General features: G+C 68.4%; 23 protein-coding genes. 15 read left to right on the top strand and 8 right to left on the bottom strand.

Annotated elements, in window-relative coordinates; all coding sequences use genetic code 11:
• Genes ACZK4S_RS09685 through ACZK4S_RS09675 form a run of 3 tightly spaced genes read right to left on the bottom strand, consistent with a single transcriptional unit; the run spans nucleotide 1 to nucleotide 3,276 of the window.
• The gene (locus ACZK4S_RS09685) at nucleotides 1-597 is read right to left on the bottom strand and encodes a pentapeptide repeat-containing protein (RefSeq protein ID WP_076059322.1); all 597 of its coding nucleotides are present in this window, start codon (nucleotides 595-597) and stop codon (nucleotides 1-3) included.
• Entirely contained in the window at nucleotides 590-1,561 is a 972-nt protein-coding gene (locus tag ACZK4S_RS09680; RefSeq protein ID WP_076059319.1) for a bile acid:sodium symporter family protein, read from the bottom strand. Before ACZK4S_RS09680 ends, ACZK4S_RS09685 begins: the two co-directional genes overlap by 8 nt.
• A complete protein-coding gene (locus tag ACZK4S_RS09675) occupies nucleotides 1,558-3,276 on the bottom strand; it encodes a chorismate-binding protein (protein WP_076059564.1) in 1,719 nt (572 codons plus the stop codon). The genes ACZK4S_RS09680 and ACZK4S_RS09675 overlap by 4 nt, the downstream gene beginning before the upstream one ends.
• A 26-nt stretch (nucleotides 3,277-3,302) precedes the next feature.
• On the opposite strand from ACZK4S_RS09675, the gene ACZK4S_RS09670 reads away from it, so the two are divergent.
• From ACZK4S_RS09670 to ACZK4S_RS09660, 3 genes are read left to right on the top strand one after another with little or no spacing between them, the layout of a single operon-like run.
• Nucleotides 3,303-4,076: a TrmH family RNA methyltransferase gene (locus ACZK4S_RS09670; RefSeq protein WP_463644098.1), complete on the top strand. Its 774-nt coding sequence runs from the start codon at nucleotides 3,303-3,305 to the stop codon at nucleotides 4,074-4,076.
• A 57-nt stretch (nucleotides 4,077-4,133) separates the two neighbouring features.
• Nucleotides 4,134-4,616, top strand: coding sequence for a transporter substrate-binding domain-containing protein (locus ACZK4S_RS09665; protein ID WP_083665361.1), 483 nt, complete (start codon nucleotides 4,134-4,136; stop codon nucleotides 4,614-4,616).
• Nucleotides 4,613-5,611, top strand: a complete 999-nt coding sequence (locus tag ACZK4S_RS09660; protein ID WP_463644097.1) for a cation diffusion facilitator family transporter — start codon at nucleotides 4,613-4,615, stop codon at nucleotides 5,609-5,611. The genes ACZK4S_RS09665 and ACZK4S_RS09660 overlap by 4 nt, the downstream gene beginning before the upstream one ends.
• On the opposite strand, the gene def is transcribed toward ACZK4S_RS09660, so the two are convergent.
• Nucleotides 5,589-6,194 carry a peptide deformylase gene (gene def, locus ACZK4S_RS09655; RefSeq protein ID WP_076059312.1) on the bottom strand — a complete coding sequence of 202 codons (606 nt, stop codon included), beginning with the start codon at nucleotides 6,192-6,194 and terminating at the stop codon, nucleotides 5,589-5,591. The genes ACZK4S_RS09660 and def overlap by 23 nt on opposite strands.
• 92 nt (nucleotides 6,195-6,286) lie before the next feature.
• Between def and ACZK4S_RS09650 the strand changes: the two genes are divergently transcribed.
• Complete coding sequence (locus ACZK4S_RS09650) at nucleotides 6,287-7,192, top strand: tyrosine recombinase XerC (RefSeq protein WP_463644096.1); 906 nt, start codon at nucleotides 6,287-6,289, stop codon at nucleotides 7,190-7,192.
• 1 nt (nucleotide 7,193) lies between these two features.
• Here the strand turns inward: ACZK4S_RS09650 and ACZK4S_RS09645 are convergent, their stop codons facing one another.
• Together ACZK4S_RS09645 and ACZK4S_RS09640 are read right to left on the bottom strand one after the other, a co-directional pair.
• The gene (locus ACZK4S_RS09645) at nucleotides 7,194-8,867 is read right to left on the bottom strand and encodes an AMP-binding protein (RefSeq protein ID WP_463644095.1); all 1,674 of its coding nucleotides are present in this window, start codon (nucleotides 8,865-8,867) and stop codon (nucleotides 7,194-7,196) included.
• A gap of 20 nt (nucleotides 8,868-8,887) precedes the next feature.
• Nucleotides 8,888-9,781, bottom strand: coding sequence for a M23 family metallopeptidase (locus ACZK4S_RS09640; protein ID WP_463644094.1), 894 nt, complete (start codon nucleotides 9,779-9,781; stop codon nucleotides 8,888-8,890).
• A 334-nt stretch (nucleotides 9,782-10,115) separates the two neighbouring features.
• Here ACZK4S_RS09640 and rpsB point away from each other — a divergent pair, with 334 nt between their 5' ends.
• From rpsB to gdhA, 7 genes are all read left to right on the top strand, one after another.
• Nucleotides 10,116-11,132, top strand: a complete 1,017-nt coding sequence (rpsB, locus tag ACZK4S_RS09635) for a 30S ribosomal protein S2 (protein WP_463644093.1) — start codon at nucleotides 10,116-10,118, stop codon at nucleotides 11,130-11,132.
• Nucleotides 11,133-11,165: 33 nt separating this feature from the next.
• Nucleotides 11,166-11,975, top strand: a complete 810-nt coding sequence (tsf, locus tag ACZK4S_RS09630) for a translation elongation factor Ts (protein WP_076059303.1) — start codon at nucleotides 11,166-11,168, stop codon at nucleotides 11,973-11,975.
• Between the two features lie 102 nt (nucleotides 11,976-12,077).
• Nucleotides 12,078-12,785, top strand: a complete 708-nt coding sequence (pyrH, locus tag ACZK4S_RS09625) for a UMP kinase (protein ID WP_233120677.1) — start codon at nucleotides 12,078-12,080, stop codon at nucleotides 12,783-12,785.
• Between the two features lie 28 nt (nucleotides 12,786-12,813).
• Entirely contained in the window at nucleotides 12,814-13,371 is a 558-nt protein-coding gene (gene frr / locus ACZK4S_RS09620; protein WP_076059298.1) for a ribosome recycling factor, read from the top strand.
• Nucleotides 13,371-14,231, top strand: coding sequence for a phosphatidate cytidylyltransferase (locus ACZK4S_RS09615; protein ID WP_463644092.1), 861 nt, complete (start codon nucleotides 13,371-13,373; stop codon nucleotides 14,229-14,231). Before frr ends, ACZK4S_RS09615 begins: the two co-directional genes overlap by 1 nt.
• Nucleotides 14,232-14,262: 31 nt before the next feature.
• A complete protein-coding gene (rlmN, locus tag ACZK4S_RS09610) occupies nucleotides 14,263-15,387 on the top strand; it encodes a dual-specificity RNA methyltransferase RlmN (protein WP_463644091.1) in 1,125 nt (374 codons plus the stop codon).
• 103 nt (nucleotides 15,388-15,490) lie between these two features.
• Nucleotides 15,491-16,831, top strand: coding sequence for an NADP-specific glutamate dehydrogenase (gene gdhA / locus ACZK4S_RS09605; protein WP_076059291.1), 1,341 nt, complete (start codon nucleotides 15,491-15,493; stop codon nucleotides 16,829-16,831).
• A 36-nt stretch (nucleotides 16,832-16,867) separates the two neighbouring features.
• Here gdhA and ACZK4S_RS09600 read toward each other — a convergent pair whose 3' ends face one another.
• Nucleotides 16,868-17,560 (bottom strand): phosphotransferase, encoded by a 693-nt coding sequence (locus ACZK4S_RS09600; protein ID WP_463644090.1) that lies wholly within the window; start codon nucleotides 17,558-17,560, stop codon nucleotides 16,868-16,870.
• 52 nt (nucleotides 17,561-17,612) lie between these two features.
• Between ACZK4S_RS09600 and dxr the strand changes: the two genes are divergently transcribed.
• Genes dxr through ACZK4S_RS09580 form a run of 4 tightly spaced genes read left to right on the top strand, consistent with a single transcriptional unit; the run spans nucleotide 17,613 to nucleotide 22,139 of the window.
• Nucleotides 17,613-18,815: a 1-deoxy-D-xylulose-5-phosphate reductoisomerase gene (dxr, locus tag ACZK4S_RS09595; RefSeq protein ID WP_076059286.1), complete on the top strand. Its 1,203-nt coding sequence runs from the start codon at nucleotides 17,613-17,615 to the stop codon at nucleotides 18,813-18,815.
• A complete protein-coding gene (locus ACZK4S_RS09590; protein ID WP_076059558.1) occupies nucleotides 18,812-20,095 on the top strand; it encodes a M50 family metallopeptidase in 1,284 nt (427 codons plus the stop codon). Before dxr ends, ACZK4S_RS09590 begins: the two co-directional genes overlap by 4 nt.
• A 22-nt stretch (nucleotides 20,096-20,117) precedes the next feature.
• On the top strand, nucleotides 20,118-21,260 hold the full coding sequence (gene ispG / locus ACZK4S_RS09585; protein WP_076059284.1) for a flavodoxin-dependent (E)-4-hydroxy-3-methylbut-2-enyl-diphosphate synthase: 1,143 nt from the start codon (nucleotides 20,118-20,120) through the stop codon (nucleotides 21,258-21,260).
• Between the two features lie 42 nt (nucleotides 21,261-21,302).
• Nucleotides 21,303-22,139, top strand: a complete 837-nt coding sequence (locus ACZK4S_RS09580) for a GNAT family N-acetyltransferase (protein WP_076059282.1) — start codon at nucleotides 21,303-21,305, stop codon at nucleotides 22,137-22,139.
• Here the strand turns inward: ACZK4S_RS09580 and ACZK4S_RS09575 are convergent.
• Nucleotides 22,133-24,148 (bottom strand): spermine/spermidine synthase domain-containing protein, encoded by a 2,016-nt coding sequence (locus tag ACZK4S_RS09575; protein ID WP_198928184.1) that lies wholly within the window; start codon nucleotides 24,146-24,148, stop codon nucleotides 22,133-22,135. The two genes, ACZK4S_RS09580 and ACZK4S_RS09575, sit on opposite strands and share 7 nt — an antisense overlap.
• Nucleotides 24,149-24,154: the final 6 nt, after the last annotated feature.

The following is a 24,154-nucleotide window of genomic DNA, read 5'->3' as shown; positions in this document are numbered from 1 at the left end:
TCAGTCGAACTGGATGCCGAACTGCCTCAGGAGGGCGAGGGCATCGTCGTCCGGGGTCAGGCGCAACCCCTTCGTGCGGCACGACGCCAGGTCGATGCCGTAGCCGTAGCTGCCTTTGAGGTTGACGTCACGCAGATCCGCGTCGGCGAAGCGGGCCCCGGTGAGGTCGCAGTCGGTGAAGCGGGTGCGCATCATCTTGGTCTGGGAGAAATCCACGTCGGTCAGCGAGCACCGCTCGAACACCCACCGCTCCGCGGTGGCCCGCTGGAAGCTGCTCAGGTCCAGCTTGCACTCGGTGAAGTACGGCTGCCCGAGGCCCGACGCCCCGAGTTTGCCCCAGGCGACGCCCACGAACTTGCTGCGCTCGAAGGTGCACGAGACGAACGAGGTGTTCGTCAGGTCTGCCAGGGAGAGGTCGCAGTCGACGAAACGGCACTCCGTGAACATGGCCCCGAAGAGCCGGCCCTCGAGCATCGAGGCGCCGGTGAACGTGCAGGAGTCGAATTCCATGGCCTTCAGGGCCTTGTTGCCCAGTGAGCCGGAGAAGGTCTCCTCGACGAAGACCTCGTCGTCGCCGAGATCGCCCAGGTCACGCATGGCTGTCCTCCTGTCGGTGTCGTCCGAGCCTGTTGGCCAGGACGGAACTCACCAGCAGTTGCACCTGGTGGTAGAGCATCAGTGGGATGACGACCACGCCGACGGTCGCTGTGGGGAACAGCACCATCGCCATCGGCACCCCGGTGGCGAGTGACTTCTTCGTGCCACAGAACATGATCGCGATGCTGTCCGGTCGGTTGAAGCCCAGCCGGCCCGCCAGGTGCCAGGTGAACCAGAACGTGAAGGCCAGCAGCCCCATGGTCACCGGCAGCACCCAGGCGACATCCGCCCAGCCGAGGGTGCGCCACGCGCCGGAGGCCCGCAGATCGGAGAACGCGCCGTAGACGATGAGGACGATCACTCCTTGGTCGACATACTTGAGCCCCTTGCGGTGCCGGGCCATGAAACCGGCCGTGACGAACCGCGAGAGCTGTCCCAGGATGAAGGGCAGCAGCAGTTGAACCATGACGTTGTAGATCTGCTGCATGCCGATGGACCCTCCGCTCGAGGACTGGATGAACAGCACCGTCAGCAGTGGGGTGATCACCACGCCCAACACGTTCGAGGCGGTGGCCGACACCATGGCGGCCGGGATGTTGCCGCCGGCCAGCGACGTGAACGTGATCGACGACTGCACCGTCGAGGGCACCAGGCACAGGAAGATCAGGCCGATCTTGATCGGCTCCGACAGCCACCCCTCCGGAACGGGCAGCAGCGGCACAGCCAGCAGCGGGTACATCACGAAGGTGATGGCCAGGATGGTGAGGTGGAGCTTCCAGTGCCTGATCCCGGCCACCGTCTCCTCCGTCGACAACCGGGCCCCGTATCCGAAGAAGAGGAGGAAGATCGCGACCTTCGTCACGCGGTCGAGGACCTCGGCGGCGCCGCCCTCCAGCGGCAGGAGCAACCCCAGGGCGAGGCTCCCGAGGATGGCGATCATGGTCAGGTCGAGCTTCAGCTTCATTCAGTGGTCTCCAGGGTCGCTTCGAGGCAGCCGCGCAGGGCGTTGGTCACGATCAGTCGCTCGGCTCCGAGGAGGCGGTCGACGGTGAACTCAGCTTCGCCGATCTCGTCGGCGCCGATGAGGCCGGGGTCTGCGAGGACGGCGGCCCGTTGCACTCCGTCGAGGATGCCCAGGGCGAGCGGCGGCGTCACCCACCGGCCATTCAGGAGCGCGAAGACGCTGGTCCGGGCACCCTCGAGCACCCGGCCCCCGCTGTCGAAGCCGATGGCGTCGAAGGCCCCGCGCTCCCGGGCTGCGGCCGAGGCCCGGTCGAAGTGCGACCGGTCACTGGTCTTGAACCCCGCGAGCGGGGTTGGTTCCCACGGCTCACCGCACAGGATGAGCGTGACCGGCGTGGCGACGGCTTCCAGCGCAGTGACCTCGACGGCGACCACACCGTCTGGCGCGAGGTCCAGGCTCAGCCGCCATCGGCCCCGGCTGGGAACCCCTCGCGCAGCGTCGTCGACGACACCCGCGACCGGAGGGAAGCCGAGGGCCGCGGCGGAGCGCGAAAGCCGTTCCTGATGCCGGTCTGCGAGCGGCGCGACCCCGTCGACGACGCGGATGGCCTCCCGGAGATGAACGGTGGGCAGCAGCGAGCCGGCGAACGCGGCCTTGGCCTGGCATTCGGCCCATTCGGCGTCAGCGGTGCTGTCGGCCACGACGCCGGAGCCGATGCCGAGCCTGGCGGTGTCGCCGTCGATCTCCACGGTGCGGATCGCGATGTTCAGCGTCATGTGCCAGCCGAGCGGCCCGTCGTCGGGGGCGATGACGCCCATGCTCCCCGTGTAGAGACCTCGGCGGTCGCGCTCCAGCGCACGGATGAGGTGCATGGAGGCGATCTTGGGTGCCCCGGTGATGGAGCCGCAGGGGAAGGTGGCGGCGAGGAGGCGGCCCGGCGTGGTGTTGGGGACGAGTTCCGCGCGGACGGTGCTGGTCATCTGCCACAACCGCCCGACCCTCTCCACCTCGAAGAGCTTCGGCACGTCGACGCTGCCCGGCACCGCCACCCGGCTCAGGTCGTTGCGGAGGAGGTCGACGATCATGAGGTTCTCGGCGCGGTTCTTCGGGTCGCGGCTGAGCGTGGTCGGGTGTTCGGTGACCGGTGCGGTGCCCTTCATCGGCTTGCTCAGCGCGTGGATGCCCTCGACGGCGATGAACAGCTCTGGCGACAGGCTCAGCGTCCATGGGGCGGCCGGTGCGGGCAGGTGCGCCAGGACACCGAACGAGACGGGTTGGCGCGAGCGCAGCCGGCGGTACAGCGCGCGCGGATCTCCCACGGCCCTCGAGAGGATGCGATGGGTGTAGTTGACCTGGTAGGTCTCGCCTGAGGCGATGGCCTCCTTGACCGCCTCGATGCCGCGGTCGAACTGGTGGCGGTCCACGTCATGCCCGGTGCCGGTCAGCCACGCGGGGGAGCGGGGCAGGAACTCCTCGGCATCGACGTCAGAGCGGTGGGCGAACCAGAACAGGGCGCCGCTCGCTTCACCGCCGACACCGAGGGCGGCCTCGCCCAGGTCGTACGGCAACCACGCGAAGGCGTGCAACCCCTCGCGCCAGCCGGCGTCCAACGAGGCGTCGATGGTGCCCAGGGTGACGCTGTCCGTCCGGGCGAGACCCGTCATGAGCGTCGCCCGCCCGGCGAGGGCGTCGTCGAGCAGCACGAACGGGTCCATGACGAGCAAGGCTATAGCCTGACACGGTGATCATCGAGGTGAGTGACCCCGCCGACGGGCGCCTGGCGGACTTCGTGGCCCTGCGCGATGCGCAGCTGCGACGATCCGAGGACCGGTTCATCGCGGAGGGGCTGAAGATCATCGAGCGGGCCTTCACCTCTGGCGCGCGGCCGCGCGCCTTGTTGCTGCAACCGCGGTGGCTCGAGCAGCTGGCCCCCCTGCTGGCCGCGCATCCCGACGTGCCTGTCTACCTGGGCACGGAGAAGATGATCGAGGAGGTGAGCGGTTTCCATGTGCACCGCGGTGCACTGGGCTCGTTCGACCGGCTGCCTGAGGCGCCCTGGGACGCGCTGCTCGCGGGGCGGCGGCTGATCCTGTGCGAAGAGATCGTCGACCACGCCAACCTCGGCGTGATCATGCGGCTGGCCGCCGGGCTGGGCTGGGACGGCGTCGTCGTGTCGGAGCGGAGTGCCGACCCTCTCTACCGCCGCGCCATCAAGGGCTCGATGGGCGCCTCGCTCGTGCTGCCCTGGCGGCGGATGGGCGGCGACGCGGACCTCGAGCGGATCCGCGCGGCCGGGTTCACCGTCGTGGCCTCGAGCATCGCCCCTGGGGCCGTCGAACTCGACGCCTTCGAGGCTCCAGAGAAGGTTGCCCTGATGCTGGGGACCGAGGGCCAGGGTCTGAGTCGTTCCTGGCTCGCCGCAGCAGAGCACCACGTCCGGATCCCCATGACGGACCGCGTCGACTCGCTGAACGTGGCCACAGCCGCGGCGATCCTCGCCTACCTTCTGCGCTGACCGCACGTTCGGCCCCATCGGCCGCCGAATGCCCCCCGGTGCTGGCAGACTGCGGGCATGATGGCGCTGCTGCGACTGCTGACGTTGGTGACGGCGCTGCTGCTGCTGGCCGGCTGCAGTGAACCGGAGTACCCGCGTGACCCCGAGGACACCCTGCTGCGGGCGATGGACGGTGGGCTCACCGTCGGTGTCTCGGCACACCCGCCCCACATCGACATCTCGGACGAGGGTGAGGTCACCGGCCCCGAGGCCGAGATCCTCACCGGGTACGCCGAGTCGATCGGCGCGGAGATCGAGTGGGTCGAGGGCGCCGAAAGCGAACTCATGGAGAAGATCAAGCTCGGCGAACTCGACGTGGTGGCCGGGGGCCTGACCGCGAAGTCGCCGTGGACGACGCACGCGGCCATGACGCGGCCCTACGGGAAGGCTGCCGGCCCGGACGGCAAGGAGCAGAAGCTCGTCTTCGCCACGCGCCTGGGGGAGAACGCACTGTTGTCCAGCCTGGAGCGTCACCTGATCGAGGAAGGGCTGAAGCCATGAAGGGCCGGGGATACTCCGCGCTGCCGCCGGACAAATCGGAGGCGCTGCACAAGGCGATCCGGCTGCAGTGGATCTCGCTCGTCGTGATGGTCCTCATCATCGTCGCCGTGGGCCTGGTGGCGGGCCAGTCGCAGGCCATGCGCACCGCCTTCGTCGAGGACATGTTGGCGCTGCTGCCGCCCATCGCGTTCCTGCTGGGAGTGTGGCGGGCGAGTAAGAGCAGGTCCCCGAAGCATCCCTATGGCCATCACCGGGCGATGTCGGCCGGCCATTTGGTGGCCGCCGTCGCGCTGCTGGTGTTCGGCCTGTCGCTGCTGTACAACGGCGCCAGCGCACTGGTCATGGGGGAGAGGCCCCCGGTGGGTGTCATGTCGCTGTTCGGCCAGACGTTCTGGGCCGGCTGGCCCATGATGATCGTGATGTCGATGACTGTGGTGCCTGCCGTCATCCTCGGCCGCCTGAAGATGAAGCTGGCGGAGGAACTGCACGACCAGTTGCTCTCGGCGGACGCGGACATGCTGAAGGCCGACTGGTCCACCGCGCTGGCCACCGTCGCCGGCGTCGCGGGCATCGGCTTCGGGCTCTGGTGGGCGGATTCAGCCGCCGCCATCCTGGTGTCGGCCAGCATCGTCAAGGACGGCGTGACCAACCTCCGGATCGCCGTCGCCACGCTCCTCGACGAGAGGGCCACGCCCATCGCCTCCCGGGACCCGCACCCGGTGATCGGCAAGCTGCGTCAGAAGGCGCTGAGCCAGGCGTGGGTGGGGGAGGCGGCGGTGCGGGTGCGCGACATGGGACACGTCTTCCACTCCGAGGTCTTCGTCGTGCCCGCCGAGGGCCACCACCCGGGCATCACCGAGCTCGACGCGCTGCGCCATCAACTGTGCGACACGGACTGGAAGGCGCTGGACACCGTCGTCGTGCCCGTGAAGCAGCTTCCCTCCGACATCGACGAGCCGTCCACCTCCGAGGTCAGTCCTCGCTCTGGGGCATAGGGACCGCTGCGCGCTTGGGGGAGACCGGCCAGTCGTCGGGATAGCGCCACGCCAGCTCGTCGACCTTCTTGTCCAGTTGGCGACGGGCGCGAGCGGAGAGGCGGTCGCCGAAGACCGTGCCGCCCAGGTGATCCGTCTCGTGCTGCAGGCAGCGGGCGAGCAGGCCGGTGCCCTTCACCGTGATCTCGTTGCCGTAGGCGTCCTGGCCCGTGCAGGTGGCCAGATCCGGGCGGGCCACGCTCTGGTAGCCGCCCGGGTAGGACAGGCAGCCCTCTTCAGCGGCGTCCAGGTTGCGGTCCTTGCCTTCAGGAAGCGTGACGACGGGGTTGCACACCACGCCGCGGTGGATCCTGTCGTCCGCATCAGGGCATTCGTAGACGAACACGGCGGTTCCGACGCCCACCTGCGTGGCGGCCAGACCAACTCCCTCAGCGGCCCTCATGGTGGCCCACATGTCGCGGATCAACTGGTGGAGTTCCTCGCCGAACTCAGTGACTGGTTCCGTCTGCTTGTGCATCACCGGGGTGCCCCAACGGGTGATAGGCAGAACTTTGCCGCCCTGGGTGAGATCGGCCTCAGCCATTGTGCTCCTTCAAGGTTCGGGTACGACGGACAAGTATGCCGCACCGGGTGTCGCTGGCGCGCGGCTGCCGCTGCCGGGGGAGGATGGCAGGTATGGAACTTGCCCACGGCTGGTCGGCGCTGCTCGACGACTACGCCGCGCACCTCGGCGCGGAGCGCGGCCTCAGCCCGCACACCGTGCGGGCCTACGGGACGGACCTCCGAGACCTGGCCACCTTCGCCGACATCGCGCCCGGCGAAGTGACGCTCTCGACGCTGCGGGCCTGGTTGGGCGTCATGCGCGACGACGGCGCGGCCGCGTCCACCCTCCAGCGCCGCGTCGCGTGCGTCAGGGGGTTCTTCGCCTGGGCGGTGCGGGAGGGCGTCATCTCGGTTGATCCGGCCGTCCGGCTGAAGGCTCCCAGGCGGCAACGGCGGCTGCCGAGGGTGTTGGCCACCGGTGCCGTGTCCGAGACGCTGGCCGCGGCCGAGAACCGCGCCGCCGAGGACGGCGACCCCATCGCGGTGCGCGACCTCGCGCTGGTCGAGGTGCTCTACTCGAGCGGGTTGCGGGTCTCCGAGGTGTGCACGCTCACCCTTCGCGACGTGGACCGCGAGCGTCGCTCCGTCAGCGTGCTGGGCAAGGGCGGGAAGCAACGCACCGTGCCGTTGGGGCTCCCGGCCCTCCGTGCGGTCGAGGCCTGGCTGCGGGTGCGCTCAGCAGTCAGCACACCGTCGAGCCCCGACACCGTCTTCCTGGGCGCCAGGGGCGGTGCGCTCGACCCGCGGGTGGCGAGGCGGGTGGTCCACGAGGCGACGGCGGCCGCCGGGCCGGGGGCCGAGATCGGCCCCCACGGGCTGCGCCACGCGATGGCCACCCACCTCCTCGAGGGGGGCGCGGACCTGCGCAGCGTGCAGGAGATGCTGGGCCATGCGTCCGTGGCCACCACCCAGATCTACACCCACGTCACCTCGGAGCGCCTGCGCCAGGCCTTCCGGCAGGCGCACCCGAGGGCGTGATTCAGAGCAGCGGACTGATCTGGTCGCGGACCTGGCCCCGCAGCACCTTCCCGATCATGGAGGTGGGCAGTTCCCCCACCGTGACCACGCGGCGGGGCACCTTGTAGGCGGACAACCGCTCCTTGGCCCACGCACGGATCTCCGCCTCATCGATGGGGGCCTTGGCCACGACGGCGGCCGTGACCTGCTCGTCGCCGCGCTCCTGCTTGACGCCCACGACGGCGACATCCTCGATCGAGGGGTGCTGGCGCAGCACTCGCTCCACCTCACTGGGCGACACGTTGAAGCCGCCGGTGATAATGATCTCCTTCAGCCGGTCGACGATGGTGGCGAAACCGTCCTCGTCGAGCGTCACGACGTCGCCGGTGCGCAGCCATCCGTCCGGCGTCTTCGTCTCGGCGGTGGCCTCTGGCCGGTTCCAATAGCCCTGGAACACCTGCGGTCCCTTGACCCACAGTTCGCCGGCCTCGCCGGGGCCGACGTCGCGGCCGTCCTCGTCCACCACGCGGCGCAGCGTCGAGGGGAACGGGATGCCGATCGTGCCGGTCTTGCGCGTCTCGTTGAACGGGTTGCCCATGGCGATGGGCGCGCACTCGGTGAGGCCGTAGCCCTCCACCAGGAGACCGCCCGAGACGGACTCCCACAACGCCACCGTCTCGTCTGGCAGCGTCATGGCACCGGAGATGCACCACTTCACACCGGAGAGGTCGATGCCCTTCGCCTTGGCGCCGTTGGCCGTCTTCTCGTAGATGGGCGGCACCGCGCAGTAGATCGACGGCGGGTTTTTCTTCATCTCCGCCAGCGCCATGTCCACATCCGGGCGGGGGAACAGGACCTGGTGGGCCTGTTTGTAGACGCCGAACGTCACGTAGAGCACCATGCCGAAGGCGTGGAACATCGGCAGCATCGCGTAGCTGACCTCGCGCCCGGTCTGGGCACCGTGCATCCAGGCCGCTCCCATGAGGGCATTGGCGTACATGTTGAGGTGCGTCAGCATCACGCCCTTCGGCACGCCCGTGGTACCGGAGGTGTACTGGATGGCGCCGAGGTCGTCGATGGTGGGCCGCGGGTGGGCGGGGTCCAGCGCGGGCCCGGCCAACAGCTGCTTCCAGGTGAGGTCGCCCGTGCTGCCGTCAGTGAGCTGCGCCCGCTTCTGGCGGAGCGAGGGAACGGGGAGCCCCAGCAGGAGGCGCTTGACGGTGGGGAACTCGTCCAGCAGGTTGACGCTGACCACGAGCGGCTTGGTGGAGAGGGTGCGCACCTTCGGCAGCACCCGGTCCAGGGCGATGGCGACCTTCGCGCCGTGGTCGATGAAGACCTCCTCGAGCTCCCGCTCGGTGGACAGCGGATTGTGCTCGCACACGACGGCGCCGAGGCGCAGGATGGCGTAGAACGCAACGAGGTGCTGCGGGCAGTTCGGCAGCAGGATCGCCACCCGGTCGCCGGCCACCACCCCCAGGCGCCGCAGGCCCTCCGCCGCGCGGTCGATCCGCTCGCCCAGCTGCGTGTAGGTCATGGTGCCGCCGAAGAACTCGGTGGCCACCTTGGAGGCCCCTTCGCGGCAGGACCGCTCGCACATGTCGGTGAGGGACTCGGTGGGCAGCTCGATCTGGGCGGGTACTCCCGGCTGGTAGAAGCGGGTCCAGTCAGGGGCGGGTAACGGCGTCGTGGTCATGGTGCAACGGTAGTGCTCAATCACCCGAGGAGCGTGAGGGGATCGATGAGGCCCCCGTCCTGCCAGGCCATCCAGTGGAGATGGCACCCGGTGGACAGCCCCGTGTTGCCCACGACGCCCACCGTCTGCCCGGCACTGAGCCGCTGCCCGGCCGTCACCGTCACGCGGGGGAGGTGCGCATAGGCGGTGCTCAGGCCGCCTCCGTGGTTGACGATGACCCGGTAGCCGTAGCCGCCGTGGTAACCGGCCGACCGCACCGTGCCTGCCAGGGGCAGGCTGATGGCGGTGCCGCACGGAGCGCCGAAGTCTGCCCCGTCATGCAGTTTGGTGACACCGGTCACCGGGTGGCGGCGCATGCCGTACCTGGAGGTGACGGGCCCGTCGATGGGGGCTCCACCCAGGGCCGCGGTGCGGGCCGAACTGATCGACGGAGGGCGGACGGGCACCGACCCCCTGGGAAGCAGCCGCACCACAGGCGTCACCAGATAGGCGCCGGGGTCCGCATACCGCTCCCCGTCGGTCAGTCCCCAGTGGAGACAGGCCGCTTCGTCGCAGTGACCGGCCAGCAGGGTGCCGATCCGCTGCCCGGCTGCCACGGTGTCGCCCTTGTGGGCGGTGGCCCGTACCGGCTGGTAGGTGGTGCGCCAACCGTTGCCATGGTCGATCGAGAGGGTGCCGGTGCCTGCGACCGACCCGGCGAAGCGCACGGTGCCGGCCGCGGCCGCGACGACTTCGTCGCCCGGGTACCCGGCAAGATCCACGCCGCGGTGGCCGGCCGCGAACCGGCCGACGTCGTCGAAGGCGCGCACCACCCGGCCCGGTAGCGGGGCGGTGAGGGAGAGGTCCGCCCAGGAAGGGACCGAGGCGCCGGCGATGATGAGGACGGAGAGAATGAGGGCAGACACGGTTCGCACGTCAGCACTGTGGTCAGCGCCACTGCGGAATCACCACGGCGCCGGTGGGCTGTGGACAAGTCGCGACCCGGCGTTCTCCGCGCTGGTTGACGGCGTCACCAGATTTGAGCCCGTGCCCTCCGTCCAGATAGCATGGACCCTGCAACCCGTCTGGGTTGACATCGCATGCGCTGCGCGGGGAACCGCCGGTGGCCGCGTGGTCCTTCAACCAACTGGATGAAGGTGCGGCACCGGGCGCATCAGGAGAAGGCCCCTCCGGGGCCCCATCAACCACCCGTGGACCCAGTCCACCAGATTCAGGTGCGGCAGAGCCGCACCACAGGAAGGCACGACCATGGCAGTCGTCACCACCCGCCAGTTGCTCGAGTCCGGCGTTCACTTCGGTCACCAGACCCGTCGTTGGAACCCCAAGATGAAGCGCTTCATCTTCACCGAACGCAACGGCATCTACATCATCGACCTGCAGCTCTCGTTGAGCTACATCGACAAGGCATACGCCTTCATCAAGTCCACCGTCGCGCGCGGCGGCCAGGTGCTCTTCGTCGGCACCAAGAAGCAGGCCCAGGAGGCCATCGCCGACCAGGCCACCCGCGTCGGGATGCCCTTCGTGAACCAGCGCTGGCTCGGCGGCATGCTCACCAACTTCGGCACCGTCTCGAAGCGCATCCAGCGCCTCAAGGAGCTTGAAGGCATGGACCTGACCGACACCGTCGGCTCGGGCCTCACCAAGAAGGAACTGCTGCAGCTGGACCGCGAGCGCACCAAGCTCGACAAGACCCTCGGCGGCATCCGTGACATGGTGCGCACCCCGCAGGCCGTCTGGATCGTCGACACCAACAAGGAGCACCTCGCCGTTGACGAGGCCCGCAAGCTGAACATCCCGATCGTCGGCATCCTGGACACCAACTGCGATCCCGACATGGTCGACTTCGCGGTGCCGGGCAACGACGACGCGATCCGTTCCGTCGCCCTCCTGACCCGCATCATCGCCGACGCCGTCGCCGACGGCCTCATCGAGCGCTCCTCCAGCCGTTCCGGCGAGGAGACCCCCGCCGAGCCGATGCCCGATTGGGAGCGCGAACTGCTGGGCGCCGAGAAGGCCGAGGCCCCCGCTGCTGAAGAGGCTGCCGCTGAGGCTCCTGCCGCTGAGGCTCCTGCCGCTGAAGAGGCTGCCGTCGAGGCTCCTGCCGCTGAAGAGGCTGCCGTCGAGGCTCCTGCCGCTGAAGAGGCCGCCGTCGAGGCTCCTGCCGCTGAAGAGGCTGCCGTCGAGGCTCCTGCCGCTGAAGAGGTCGCCGTCGAGGCTCCCGCCGCTGAAGAGGCCGCTGAGGCCGACACCACCGACGCCAACTGACCCAATCGATCAAGTAGACGGGATACCCCACACATGGCAATTACTGCCGCTGATGTGAAGAAGCTCCGCGACGCCACCGGCGCGGGCATGATGGACGCGAAGAGGGCCCTCACCGAAGCTGAAGGCGACTTCGACAAGGCCATTGAGGGCCTGCGCATCCACGGCTTGGCCAAGCAGGCCAAGCGCGCGGACCGCGAAGCCACCAACGGTATCGTCGCCGGCCGCGACGGCGCCCTGATCCAGTTCGCCGCCGAGACCGACTTCGTCGCCAAGAACGCCGAATTCGTCGAACTGGCAGACCAGATCCTCGACGCCGTCATCAAGTCGGGTGCCACCGACGTGGAGGCCGCCAACGCGGCTGAACTCGCTTCCGGGGCCAAGGTCGCGGACGCGGTCCAGGAACTCGGCGCCAAGATCGGAGAGAACATCTCCGTGGCCGACGTTGCGCAGTTCTCCGGTGACAGCCACGTGTACCTGCACCGTCGCGCTGCTGACCTGCCGCCGCAGGTCGGTGTCCTCGTCGAGTACACCGGTGACAAGACGCTGGCCCACCAGGCTGCGCTGCAGATCGCCGCGATGTCGCCCCGTTGGGCCAACCGCGACGAGGTCCCGACGGACCTGGTCGAGAACGAGCGTCGCATCGCCGAGGCCACCGCCCGCGAAGAGGGCAAGCCCGAAGGCGCCATGACCAAGATCGTCGAAGGCCGCGTCACCGGCTTCTTCAAGGACGTCGTGCTCGTGGACCAGGCTGCGGTCTGGGAGGACAAGAAGTCTGTGGGCGCCGCCCTGCAGGAGGGCAACACCGAGGTCGTGCGCTTCGCGCGCTTCGCTGTGGGTGCCTGATCACGCGAGCCTCAGCTCAGTGAAGTAGAGTTACGTGCGCCGCGACCCCAGTGGTCGCGGCGCACGTCGCATGTGCACGCCCCAACACACCAGGAGAAACAAGTGGGATATTCGCGAGTATTGCTGAAGCTGTCCGGTGAGGTTTTCGGCGGAGGCAAACTCGGCGTCGACGTGACCGTGGTGGCAGACATCGCCCGTGAGATCGCCGACGTGGTCCGCTCAGGCACGCAGGTCGCTGTGGTCGTCGGGGGCGGCAACTACTTCCGGGGCGCCGAACTGTCGCAGCACGGTATGGCGCGCGACCGGGCGGATTACATGGGCATGCTCGGCACGGTGATGAACTCGATCGCTCTGCAGGACTTCTGCGAGAAGGCCGGCATCGAGACCCGCGTCCAGTCCGCCATCAGCATGGCCCAGGTGGCAGAGCCCTACATCCCGCGTCGCGCGGAGCGTCACCTCGAAAAGGGCCGGCTGGTCATTTTCGGTGCCGGCTCCGGCATGCCGTATTTCTCCACCGACACCGTGGCTGCCCAGCGCGCCCTGGAGATCGGCGCCGAGGTGCTCCTCATGGGCAAGCAGGGCGTCGACGGGGTGTACGACTCGGACCCCAAGACGAACCCCGACGCGACGAAGTTCGAGAACCTCAGCTACAACGACTTCCTGACCAAGAACCTCAAGGTGGCCGACGCCACCGCCATCTCGCTGGCCCGCGACAACGGGCTCGACATGGTGTTCTTCAACCTGTCCACCAAGGGCAACATCGCCCGCGCCGTTGCCGGTGAGCACATCGGCACCCTGGTTTCGCGCTAACCACCACCCCCAGCAAAGGAGCAAGACCATGATCGCCGAGATTCAGCAAGAGGCCTCAACCAAGATGCAGCAGGCGGTGGACTTCGCGCGCGAAGACCTCTCGACCATCCGCACCGGTCGCGCGCACCCCGCTATGTTCAACAAGCTCCTGGCCGATTACTACGGCGCGCCCACGCCGCTCCAGCAGCTCGCCACCTTCACCTCGCCTGATCCCCGCTCGATGCTGATCGCGCCGTTCGACCGCAGCGCGCTCGGCGCCATCGAGAAGGCCATCCGCGACGCGGACCTGGGCGTCAACCCCAGCAACGACGGCAACGCCGTGCGCGTGGTCATGCCGCACCTCACGGAGGAGCGCCGCAAGGAGTACATCAAGATGGCCAAGCACAAGGCCGAGGAGGCCCGCGTCGCGGTGCGCAACCTCCGCCGTCACGCCATCGACTCCCTGAAGAAGCTCGAGAAGGACGGCGAGATCGGCGAGGACGACCTGTCCCGCGCCGAGAAGGCCCTCGACAGCTCCACGAAGAAGTTCGTGGAGAGCATCGACGAGGTCCTGAAGAACAAGGAAGCCGAGCTTCTCGAGGTCTGATGGCAACCGAGGCCCAGCCGAAGAACCAGTCGAGGGCGGGCCGGGATCTCCCGGCCGCCATCGCCGTCGGCGTGGCCCTGTTTGCAGGCGTCGCAGTCGGGCTCATCTGGGTTCCCTGGCTCTTCATCGCCATCGCCACTGCGGCGCTGGGGTTGGGAGTGGTGGAGGTGCACCGGGCGCTGCTGCGCAAGGGGATGAAGGCCGTGTGGCTCCCCGTGGTCATCGGCACCGTGGTGAGCGTCGCCGGCGGCTATCTCGTCTCCGTCGAGGACCTGAACATCGAACCCACCACCTTCGTGGTGATCTGTCTGGGCGCCATGATGATCGCCTCCCTGGTCGGGCGGATGGTGCGCGGTCCCGAAGGCTTCATCCGCGACATCGCGGCCAGCGCCCTGTTGATCGCCTACATCCCGCTGCTGGGCGTGTTCGTCCCGCTGGTGATGGGGGCTTCCAGCGGCCACCTGCGCATGTTGAGCGTGATCGCCGCGGTGGTCGCCTCCGACACCGGGGCCTACGCCACCGGGGTCCTGTTCGGCAGGCACAAGATGGCTCCGTCGATCAGCCCGAGCAAGACCTGGGAGGGCACCGGCGGGGGAGTCCTCGTCGCCGCGGGGATCGGCGCCGTCTGCAGCGTGTTCCTGCTGGGTTCCCCGTGGTGGGTCGGCGTGATCCTCGGGGCCCTCATCAGCATGGCGGGCACCGTCGGTGACCTCGTCGAGTCGCTGGTCAAGCGCGACGCCGGCATCAAGGACATGTCCAACTTCCTCCCCGGCCACGGTGGCATCATGGATCGTCTCGATTCCATGCTCGTGGCCGTGCCCGTCGGGTGGCTCGTCCTGCACCTCGCCCTCGGCGCCTGAGCGCCCCCTCCCACCTACCCTTGAAGGCGTCATGACTGTCAAGACCCTGCCGCTCGTGTTCGAAGCCCCCCGGCGCGGCAAGCCGCCCACACACTGGTTCGACCTCTCGCTCGAAGAGCGTGTCGAGGCCGCCCAGAAGCTCGGCCTGCCCAAGTTCCGCGCTGATCAGATCTCCCGGCACGTGTTCGACCGCCTGGAGGACGACGTCAACCAGTTCTCCGACATCCCGGCGGAGATCCGCCAGGAACTCGGCGAGCAGCTGTTCCCGAAGCTCCTGACGGAGATGACGCGGCGCAGCACCGACGACGGCACCACGGTCAAGACGCTCTGGCGGCTTCACGACGGCTCCCTGCTGGAATCCGTACTCATGCGCTATCCCCACCGCACGACGCTCTGCATCTCGTCGCAGGCGGGCTGCGGCATGGCCTGCCCGTTCTGCGCGACGGGGCAGGGCGGCCTCAAGCGCAACCTCTCCCAGGCGGAGATCACCGCACAGGTGATGGCTGCGGATCAGCAGTTGGCCGCCGGTCTGGTGCCTGGTGCCACCGGGCGCCTCAACAACATCGTGTTCATGGGGATGGGCGAGCCCATGGCCAACTACAAGGCGGTGATGGGCTCCATCCGTACGTTCCTCGAGCCTGGGCCCAACGGGTTCGGCATGAGCGCGCGTGGCATCACCGTGTCCACCGTCGGGCTGGTGCCGGCCATTCAGAAGCTCACTGCGGAGGGGCTGCCGCTCACCCTGGCCGTCTCCCTCCACGCCCCCGACGACGAACTGCGCGACGAGATCGTCCCGATCAACACGCGCTGGAAGGTGGACGAGGTCGTCGACGCGGCGTGGGAGTACGCCCATGCTACGAAGCGCCGAGTCTCCATCGAGTACGCCATGATGCGCGACATCAACGACCAGGTGGCACGTGCCGAACTGCTGGCCAAGGTGCTCAAGAAGCGCGGCGACTGGGGCTGGGTGCACGTCAACCTCATCCCGCTGAACCCCACCCCGGGCTCGAAGTGGACCGCGTCGCGCAAAGCCGACGAGAAGGCGTTCATCGAAACCCTGGAACGCCGTGGCGTGCCCGTCACGCTGCGCGACACCCGCGGCCAGGAGATCGACGGCGCCTGCGGCCAGCTCGCCGCGAGCGTCGACCAGACGTAGTTGCGTGCGCCCCTGGTGATCGTCAGGTGACCCGATGAAAAATCCGGCGCCGCTTGGTCGTAAGATCGACGCGCCAGTGTCCCAACAGGCAAAAGGAGAACCGATGGAACCCAAGCTGGAGGCTGTCTTCCAGAGCGTCGTAGCACGCAACCCTGGTGAGGCCGAGTTCCACCAGGCTGTGCGTGAGGTCTTCGAGTCCTTGGAGCCCGTGATCAAGCGGCACCCTGAGTACCTCGAGTCCAAGATGCTCGAGCGCATCTGTGAGCCCGAACGCCAGATCATCTTCCGCGTGCCGTGGCAGGACGACAAGGGCGACGTGCAGGTCAACCGCGGCTTCCGCGTCGAGTTCAACTCCGCGCTCGGCCCCTACAAGGGCGGCCTGCGGTTCCACCCCAGCGTCTACCTCGGCGTCATCAAGTTCCTGGGCTTCGAGCAGATCTTCAAGAACTCCCTGACCGGCCTGCCCATCGGCGGCGGCAAGGGCGGTTCCGACTTCGACCCCCGAGGCAAGTCCGAGGGCGAGGTCATGCGCTTCTGCCAGTCCTTCATGACCGAGCTCTACCGCCACCTCGGTGAATACACCGACGTCCCCGCGGGCGACATCGGCGTGGGCGGCCGCGAGATCGGCTTCATGTTCGGCCAGTACAAGCGCATCACCAACCGCTACGAGTCCGGCGTGCTCACCGGCAAGGGCATCGGATGGGGCGGCTCCCTCGTCCGCACCGAGGCCACCGGCTACGGCACCGTCGTGTTCGCAGATGAGATGCTCAAGACCAGGGGCGAGAGCTTCGACGGCAAGCGCGTCGTCGTCTCCGGCTCCGGCAACGTGGCCATTTACGCCGCGGAGAAGGCCGCCCAGCTGGGTGCCACCGTCATCGGCTTCTCTGATTCCACCGGCTTCGTCGTCGACGAGGCGGGCGTGGATCTCGATCTGCTCAAGCAGATCAAGGAGATCGAACGCGGCCGCGTCAGCGACTATGTCGACCGTCGTCCCTCCGCGAAGCTCGGCAACGCCGGCGGCTGCATCTGGGACGTCCCGGTGGACGTCGCGCTGCCCTGCGCCACGCAGAACGAGCTCAACCTCGAGCAGGCCGCCACCCTGATCAAGAATGGTGTCAAGGTCGTGGCTGAGGGCGCCAACATGCCCACCACCCCTGACGCCATCCATGCTCTGCAGGGAGCCGGCGTGCTCTACGCCCCAGGCAAGGCGGCCAACGCCGGCGGTGTGGCCACCTCCGCGCTGGAGATGCAGCAGAACGCGTCGCGTGACTCGTGGACCTTCGAGTACACCGAGGAGCGCCTCACCAACATCATGCGCCAGATCCACGAGATCTGCGCTGAGACGGCAGACTCCTACGACGCCCCGGGCGACTACGTGGTCGGCGCCAACATCGCCGGCTTCGAGAAGGTCGCCTCCGCGATGCAGGCCTTCGGTCTCGTCTGATCAGCCGCCACGCGGCGTGGCCGGCCTGCGGGCGGGTTACGACGAGGGGGCGAAATACAGGTCGCGGTAGCGCCGGATCCGGTCAGGGTCCGGCGCTTCGCCGTACGCAGCCCAGAATTCCTGGTCGGCACCGGGGCCGAAGTTGTGTTCGAGCGACCAGGAGGCGACGGCGAGGTCCGCCCAGCGGTCGGCGACCCCGAGGTGGCCAACGTCGACCATCCCGACGAGGCCACCGTCGTCCCCGAGCAGGAGGTTGGGCACGCAGGCGTCGCCGTGCACGATCGACAGGTCGCGGACGTCGTGTTGGTCACCCACCCACTCAGGCGCGTCGAAGAGCGTGTCCGTCGCGTCGAGCGAATGCAGTTGCGCCAGCGCCAGGGCCAGACCCCGGGCCGCGATGTCCGGCCGGTCCTGCCACTCGACGGCGGGACGACCAGGGAGACCGACGGTGACGATCAGCCAGCCGTCGTCGAGCTCCTCGTAGTCGGCCATGCGTGGGCTGGGGAAGCGGCTCGACAGCCAACTGAGGCGCTCCGCCTCGGGCTCGAGGTCGTGTGGGCTCCACTTGGCGTACAACGGCTTGACGTCGTCGGCGACGAGGCGGGCCGTGATCCCGCCCACCTCGTTGCGCCACACCAGTTCGTCGACGCGCCGCTTGTTCACGGCGGCCCACTTCGTGATGGCGAAGGGGACCGGGGTGCCGGGCGGGGGGACAGAGGCCTGAGACATGGTGCCGATCCTATGCGGCGGCCCCAGTTGTGGACAGTGGGATACTCAGGGGGTGCGCAGCATCGTTCTCCTCGGCAGCACCGGCTCGATCGGTACCCAGACCCTTGACGTGATCGCCTCCAGGCGGGAGCAGTTCCGGGTCGTGGGCCTATCGGCCTCCGGTGGCAACATCGAACTGCTGGCCCGCCAGATCATCGAGTTCGAACCGGAAACCGTGGCCCTCGCGAAGGCCAGCGCCGCGCGGGACCTCCAGCGGGCGTTGTACGACGCGGCCAATGAGCGCGGCTGGGTAGAGGGCGAGTACCGGCTGCCGAAACTCATCCTCGGCCCCAAGGCCTCCGCCCAACTTGCCGCGGTGGGCGCGGACGTGGTGCTCAACGCCATCACCGGGGCCGCCGGGCTGGAGCCCACCCTCGCGGCCCTGGCCGCGGGCAGCACCCTGGCGCTCGCGAACAAGGAGTCGCTGGTCATCGGCGGCCGGTTGGTCACCGAGGCCGCGCAGCCCGGCCAGATCGTGCCCGTCGACTCTGAGCATTCCGCCTTCGCGCAGGCCCTCCGCTCGGGCCGCGCCGACGAGGTGCGCAGGCTCATCCTCACCGCCTCGGGCGGCCCGTTCCGCGGCCGTTCACGCGACGAACTCGCGGCGGTCACGCCGCAGGAGGCCATGGCGCACCCCACCTGGGACATGGGCCGTGTCATCACCATCAACTCGGCCACCCTGGTCAACAAGGGGCTGGAACTCATCGAGGCCGCGCTGCTCTACGGCGTAGACTACGACGACATCACCGTGACCGTGCACCCCCAGTCCATCGTGCATTCGATGGTGGAGTTCCACGACGGGTCCACCATCGCCCAGGCCTCACCGCCGGACATGCGGCTGCCCATCGGCATCGCCCTGACCTGGCCCGAGCGCCTCGAAGGCGCGGCCCGCTCCTGTGACTGGACGACGTCGGCCACCTGGACGTTCGAACCCCTCGACGACGACACCTTCCCTGCGGTCCAACTCGCCCGCCGTGCGGGCCGGGCGGCCGGCACGGCGCCCGCCGTCTACAACGCCGCCAACGAGGCCTGCGTCGAAGCGTTCTGGGACGGACGGATCGGCTTCCTGGACATCACCCGGATCGTGGGGGAGTGCCTGGACGAACACCTCGCCGACGGTCACGTCGCCGACGGCGACCTCACCCTGGAGGGCGTCATCGCCGCAGACCAGTGGGGCAGGACGCGCGCCGGGGTCCTCGCAGGGGCGACCGCATGACGGTGCTGCTCACCGTGTTGTTCGCGGTGCTGTTCTTCGCGTTGATCATGGTGTCGATCGCGCTGCACGAGGTGGGCCACCTGGTGCCCGCCAAGCTGTTCGGCGTCAAGGTCACGCAGTACTTCGTCGGCTTCGGCAAGACGCTGTGGTCAGTGCGCCGCGGCGAAACGGAATACGGCGTCAAGGCCTTCCCGCTGGGTGGCTACGTGCGGCTCGTCGGCATGTACCCGCCGAAGAGGCCGGGTGCGAAACAGACGTGGCTGACGCGGGTCGCTGACCAGGCGCGCTCCTTCGAGTGGGACTCCATCCGGCCCGAGGACGACGGCTCGTTGTTCTACCAGAAGAAGACCTGGCAGAAGGTCATCGTGATGCTGAGCGGGCCCGCGATGAACGTGCTGCTGGCCTTCCTCATCTTCCTCGGCATCAACGTGTTCCACGGCACCTACCAGCCCACGCTCACCGTCGGTCAGATGTGGGAGTGCGTGGTGTCCGCGGAGCGCGAGGATCGCACCTGCACGGCCGACGACCCGCCCACGCCGGCGGTCGAAGCGGGCGTCCAGGTGGGGGACACCCTCGTCTCCTTCAACGGAGTCGCCCTCACCAGCTGGGACCAGATGGGGGACCTGGTTCGGACCAACCGTGACCGGCCGGCCACGGTCGTCGTCGAGCGCGACGGCGAGGAGGTGACCCTGCCGACGGTGGACACCGTGCTCAACCATGTGCCGGACCGCCTCGACCCGACCAAGTTCGTGGAGGCGGGCTTCTTCGGGGTGTCGCCCAACCAGGAGCTCACCAAGGCCGGACCCCTGACCACCGCGGCGCAGATGTGGGACATGACGAAGCAGTCCACCGTCGCGCTGATGAGTTTCCCGGCCCGGATCTGGAGCGTGGCCGCGGACCTGGTGACCGGCCAACCTCGCGACGTCAACTCCCCGATCTCCATCCTGGGGGCCTCCAGGGTGGCGGGGGAGATCACCACCACGGACCAACTCGGCACCGCCGACAAGGTGGCGTCCTACCTGTCGCTGCTCGGTGCGGTGAACCTGTTCGTGGCACTCCTCAACCTGGTGCCGCTGCTGCCGCTCGACGGCGGGCACGTCGCCGGCGCCCTCTGGGAGTGGCTCCGTCGCCAGTTCGCGCGGCTCCGTGGACGGCCAGATCCGGGGCCGGTCGACACCGCCAAGGGGCTGCCCGTCACCTACGCTGTGGGAGCATTTCTCCTGCTCGGCGGCCTCGTGCTGATCGCCGCCGACCTCATTTCCCCGATCCGACTTTTCTGACCAGCAGAGTAGGCTGTCGCACATGTCCGTGAACCTTGGTATGCCCCCAGCGCCTGCGCCGGTGCTCGCCCCCCGCCGCCCCACCCGGAAGATCCGGGTCGGGAAGGTCGAGGTCGGCGGCGACGCGCCGATCAGCGTCCAGTCGATGACCACCACCAAGACCACCGACATCAACGCCACCCTGCAGCAGATCGCGGAATTGACCGCCACCGGGTGCGACATCGTGCGCGTCGCCGTCCCCAGCCAGGACGACGCCGAGGCGCTGCCGATCATCGCCATGAAGTCGCAGATCCCCGTGATCGCCGACATCCACTTCCAGCCGCGCTACGTGTTCGCCGCCATCGACGCCGGCTGTGCGGCCGTGCGCGTGAACCCCGGAAACATCAAGCAGTTCGACGACAAGGTCGCCGAGATCGCCAAGGCGGCCGCCGACGCGGGTGTGAGCCTGCGCATCGGCGTCAACGCCGGCTCGCTCGACAAGCGCCTGCTGCAGAAGTACGGCGCCCCCACCGCTGAGGCCCTCGTGGAATCCGCTCTGTGGGAGGCTTCGCTGTTCGAGGAGGTGGGGTTCTACGACTTCAAGATCTCCGTCAAGCACAACGACCCCGTCGTGATGGTGCGCGCCTACGAGATGCTCTCCGAGAAGTGCCAGTACCCGCTGCACCTGGGCGTCACCGAAGCCGGTCCCGCGTTCCAGGGCACGATCAAGAGTTCCGTGGCCTTCGGCGCGCTGCTGAGCCAGGGCATCGGCGACACCATCCGGGTGTCCCTCTCCGCCCCGCCGGCAGAAGAGGTCAAGGTGGGCCTCAAGATCCTGGAGTCGCTGAACCTCCGCCCCCGCAAGCTGGACATCGTCTCGTGCCCGTCCTGTGGGCGCGCGCAGGTCGACGTCTACACGTTGGCCGAGCAGGTGACCAAGGGTCTCGAGGGCATGCAGGCACCGCTGCGCGTGGCCGTCATGGGCTGCATCGTCAACGGCCCGGGCGAGGCCCGCGAAGCGGACCTCGGCGTCGCCTCCGGTAACGGCAAGGGTCAGATCTTCGTCAAGGGCGAGATCATCAAGACCGTGCCCGAGGATGAGATCGTGGAGACCCTCCTGTTCGAAGCCCGCCGCCTCGCCGCAGAGATGGGTGAAGTCGGTTCCCCCGAAATCTCTGTTTCCTGACCGGGCGTCCTTTCTGGCCATGTTGGCCCTAGAGTTTCGCCCATGACTTCAGGGCTGACGACGATGGGGGCGGGCGACCGCGAACGGGTCGCCCAATTCCTGGCCAAGAGCCCGGTGGAGAACCTCTTCCTGAGTTCCCGGGTGGCCACCTACGGCCTGGACCGGCGCCGGCTCGGCGCCGTCTACGGCTACGAACGCGAGGGCGAGCTCACCTCCGTCCTCCTCGACGGCGGCACTCTCTTCATCGCGGGCTTCGACCCGGAGGCGTTGCCCGTCTACGTCGAGAAGTTGGGGCCCATCCGCCGCTGCACGTCGATCCTCGGCCCGGCCATTTCGGTGCTCGGCCTGTTCGTGGGCCTGGCCGAGCGGTATCGCGGTGCGTGGGGCGGCGTCTCCAACGTACGGAAGCGGCAGCCCCTGATGGTGCTGGATCACCTGCCCGAGGTCCCGCCGGACAGGCGAGTGCGCAAACTGACCCTCGACGACTACCCGAGCTATCTCGAGGCCTCGGTGCACATGTACACCGACGAGATCGGTAGCTCGCCGTTCAAGTACGGCGGCGGCTACGAGGGCTTCGTGCGCGACCGCCTCAGGCAGGGCGACGCCTACGGCATCGTCGACGGCAAGGGCACGGTGATCTTCAAGGCCGATCTCGGCCCGAAGCTCGCCGGGCAGGCGCAGCTCCAGGGGGTGTGGGTGGCTCCGCACCTGCGCGGCCGGGGGATCAGCGTGCCGGCGCTGGCCGGGATGTGCCACCTGATCATGGACCAGTACCCGCTGATCAGCCTGTACGTCAACGACTTCAACACCGCAGCCATCCGCAGCTACGAGCACCTCGGCTTCGTCGAGGTGGGGGCGCTGGCGACGGTGCACTACTGAGCCACGATCCGCCCGTCCTGTCTCGGGGCCAGCGCGAATGCCACCAGGTAGATGACGAGGACCAGGATCAGCAGGTTGCTGTACCCGGTCAGTAGCGCGGCGTACTCCAGGCAGCCACCCACGAGGGCCCCCAGCAGGTTCAGCCCGAACGCCGCACGGCCGTTGTCGGCGGCCGCGAAGCGTTTGGCGAAGGCGACGTTGGCCAGGAAGATCGGCACGAAGGCCAGCGCGACGGCCACGATCAACCGCGGCACGTACGGCAGGCCCAGCAACCATTCCGGCTTGACCACGTAGGCCAGCGCGATGGCGACCCCGATCCCCGCGAAGAGCCAGGCGAGGGGAGGGGTGCGCCACCGTCGGGTGGTCTCGACGGCCAGCAGCACGACGAGCAGCACACCGCCGAACACCAGCGCGTTGACCAGCCAGGTGGTGCCGAACAACAGCGCGAACGAGGCGATGTACTTGGTCTCCAGCAGCATGAACGCCACGCCCATGAAGAAGAGGTCCGCATAGGGACGCATGTGCCGCAACGGCCCACCCAGGGCGCGGACGGTGACCGCGGAGGCCAGCAGAATGCCGGCCAGCACCCACAGGTACGTCGCAGGGATGCCGTCGCCCCGGTAGTAGAGGAACGGTGCGTTGTCCGTGGGCGGCGCGATGCGGTCTGCGGGCAGCACGTGGTTGTCGGTGCCGCAGACCTGCGCATCGGGGTTCTTCGCGACGGTCACCACGGCCTGCCCGCCACCCAGGAGGTCGACGCACGGGGCATGCCCGAACGACTCCTGGGCGATGCCGCCGAGGCGGTCGATCAGCCAGTCCTCGCGGTAGTAGTTGTACATCGAGAAGACCCCGTCGTCGGTGAGCCGCTCCCTGGCTGAGGCGAGCGCCTCCTCTGTGAAGAGGAAGGATTCCAGGCGGATCTGTGAGGCGCCGCTGACGAGTGCGAGGCTGTCCGGCAGGGCGAAGAGGATCAGGTCGTACTTCTCCGAGGTGGTCTCCAGGAAGGCCCGGCCGTCGTTGACGATGCGGCGGACCCGTGCGTCGGAGTACGGGCGGTCCGGGTTGAGCTCGGCCCCGATCTCCATGATCCGCGGGTCGATGTCCACGGCGTCCACGTGCTCCGCCCCCTGCTTGAGGGCGATCGCCACGTCGGAGCCGGAGCCGGCGCCCACGATCAGGACCCGGCCGGGCTTCTCCGCCGCCATCCGCTCGTACGGGGTGCGGTACAACCGCTCGGCCTCGTTGAGCTTGTACTCGGCCGAACCCATGACCTGGTGGGGGATGCCGTTGACCGTGATGAGGTGGAGTGCGTTGCCGTCGGAGGAACGACCGATGTCGCGCTGGGTCACCTTGTAGTAGGGGGACCAGGTCACCCCGGGCGTGACGGTCTCGGCGAGCAGGGAACCGACGATGGCCACGCCCGCCACGATCGCCACCAGGCGGTGGCGTCCCCAGGCCAGCCAGATCAGGGCCGCCACGACCAGCACACCCCACACCACCGACGGCGCCCTCAGGAACGACAGGAGGGTGAACAGCGAGATGCCGATGATGGAACCGATGAGGTCCCACCGGTAGGCGTTGAGGTTCTCCAACTCGGCGAAACACCGGCCCACCACCTCGCCCGGTCCGGCGAGGATGGCGGCGACGAAGAGGAAGATCACCGGGAGCGCCAGCCATGCCGGAGGACCCTGGGCAGACAGGGAGGTGAAGTAGATGATGGCGTCGCCGGTGCGGTCGATGGTCACCGGGAAGGCCCACACGAAGAACACGAGCAGCGCCAGCAACACCGGCGTCCACGGCACGATGGACCAGCGCTTGCGGGCGATCAGGAAGCCGGCGCCGATGCCCAGGAAGGAGCCCAGCAGCACGAAGTTGGAGAAGTACGAGAGGTGCACGACGTTGGAGCCGAGCCAGCGGATCAGCGCCAGTTCCATGAAGAGCATCAGGGCGCTGCCCACGATGAGGCGGGGGACGGTGCTCGGGGGCTGCCCGGCCGAGAGGGTGCTCACGCGCCC

This window comes from Tessaracoccus zhenghani (assembly GCF_055326325.1).
The sequence above is the reverse complement of the archived record's forward strand: the minus strand, read 5'-3'. Positions and strand labels throughout refer to the sequence as shown.